Source organism: Bathymodiolus heckerae thiotrophic gill symbiont, from assembly GCF_900128515.1.
Classification (GTDB): domain Bacteria; phylum Pseudomonadota; class Gammaproteobacteria; order PS1; family Pseudothioglobaceae; genus Thioglobus_A.
This window is the reverse complement of sequence record NZ_FQTP01000191.1, coordinates 1-1,628: the sequence shown is the minus strand read 5'-3', so window position 1 is coordinate 1,628 and position 1,628 is coordinate 1. Positions and strand designations below refer to the sequence as shown.

Annotated in this window: 2 protein-coding genes and 1 pseudogene; all 3 read right to left on the bottom strand. The window is 34.7% G+C overall.

Annotated features, from left to right (window positions below):
* A pseudogene (locus BTHERMOSOX_RS11040) lies at nt 1-141 on the bottom strand (IS1595-like element ISBaz1 family transposase); the annotation flags it as partial.
* Nucleotides 142-230: 89 nt separating this feature from the next.
* On the bottom strand, nt 231-977 hold the full coding sequence (locus BTHERMOSOX_RS11035) for an RES family NAD+ phosphorylase (protein ID WP_138121181.1): 747 nt from the start codon (nt 975-977) through the stop codon (nt 231-233).
* Between the two features lie 2 nt (nt 978-979).
* Nucleotides 980-1,339 (bottom strand): MbcA/ParS/Xre antitoxin family protein, encoded by a 360-nt coding sequence (locus BTHERMOSOX_RS11030; RefSeq protein WP_138121180.1) that lies wholly within the window; start codon nt 1,337-1,339, stop codon nt 980-982.
* Nucleotides 1,340-1,628: the final 289 nt, after the last annotated feature.

The window sequence follows — 1,628 nt, the reverse complement described above, 5'->3', positions numbered from 1 at the left end:
TAGTTCTACAATTCTAAGCCTAATAGCGGTTAAATATTTGTTGATTGTTTGTCTGCTCAATCCTGTTAATTCCTTGATTTGAACTGCGTTCAAATCAAGAGAGAAATACTTAATTATTTCTCTAAATTTCTTCTCTGAAATACGGGAACGATTTACATACTTGTTTTTTTACTTTCATAACGGTACTTTAACATGATTTTAAATATGCTTAAGTTGTCATGACCCATAAATTAAATTACTGGCTGAGGGATTTTTCCATCAATTTGGAAAAACGAATATGGATAACGATATACTTTATCATGGTGGTCACATCGAAACAACACTTGATCTCCATCCGTTTCACAAAACCACTGTGTCGTATCTACTGGCTTCTTACTGGCCAAGGCCTCAATATCAAATAATGCTACATTAATCCCCTCTTCGGGATCTCTTGCTGAGATATATTCAAAGGCTTTAATTCCAAAAGCTCTCATTGCATTGCCGAGTTTTTGAGTTGCCTTATAATTACTAGAATCCGTTAATATGCTCTTATACTGTGCGAATGGTTCTAGTTGAAGTTGGACGCCATATTTTGATTTATAGTCAATTGACAAGACTGTATGCTGTGTTCTTAATTTTGAACTAGGTGGCGAACTCATACCCATCCAAAAAATAAACCTATAGTAGGCTGCCTCACACATAAGAGTAGTTATAGATTTTGATCCAAAGAATAGACTTGCTTCAACTTTTGATCCAAAGCGAGAGCCCCAATCCAACGGAGGATATCGAAAAGGCGTTGAAAGCAAATAATGAACATTTTTATCTTTATTCTCATCTTTAGGCTTAGTCTCCTCTATCATTTGCTCCAAAAGCAACTGCTCTTCTAAAGAGTCTACCAGACCCATTGTGGCAACCTGCTCTTGACTTTCAACAATCCGAAACATTGAGCCACTAATCTTGCTCATGCCTGACTCTTCAATAAGCCCTTCCCAATTCATTATTAAACTTTACCTCTAATTGCATCTAAATATCCTACAACAGTCATCAATCCTGAAATAGTTTGAATTTGCTCTGCAGGAATGCCGCGAGTATGTGAATTTAGCGTGTGCATCCAGTGTTTAATTTGCTCACCATCTCCGCCAACTAATACAAAAATAGCACGGTAAATTCTAATAAAGATTAGCACTATTTCACCAATTTTACTATCTGGATCAACTGAACTACGACTAATAGATGACTGCCCTTTTCCAATTATTTTTCCAAGTTCTTTTTGAGTTAATCCCATCTCTTTCCCTGCTTTTAAATAGGCATTAGTCAATACATCTAATTTATTAATTTTATTTTTTTCAGAAATACTCATACCGTCTCTCCTTTTTATTACTAAATACATGCTATATGGATATTATATACCTTATTTATGAATATAGCATAAATAGTTATAAATCAACCACAGGTGCGTACTTTATTACATCATTTAGATGGTCTGGAGATAAATGGGCATATCTCATCGTCATGGTTAAGGTGTAATCCTCCCAAAAATTAACACTCAGTAAAAGTAGAACTTTCTTATAATAAAAACATAAGGAGATTCAAATGAAGACAACACGTAAATCAGATTCACAAATCATGCACTCTTTTTAGTACCCCCT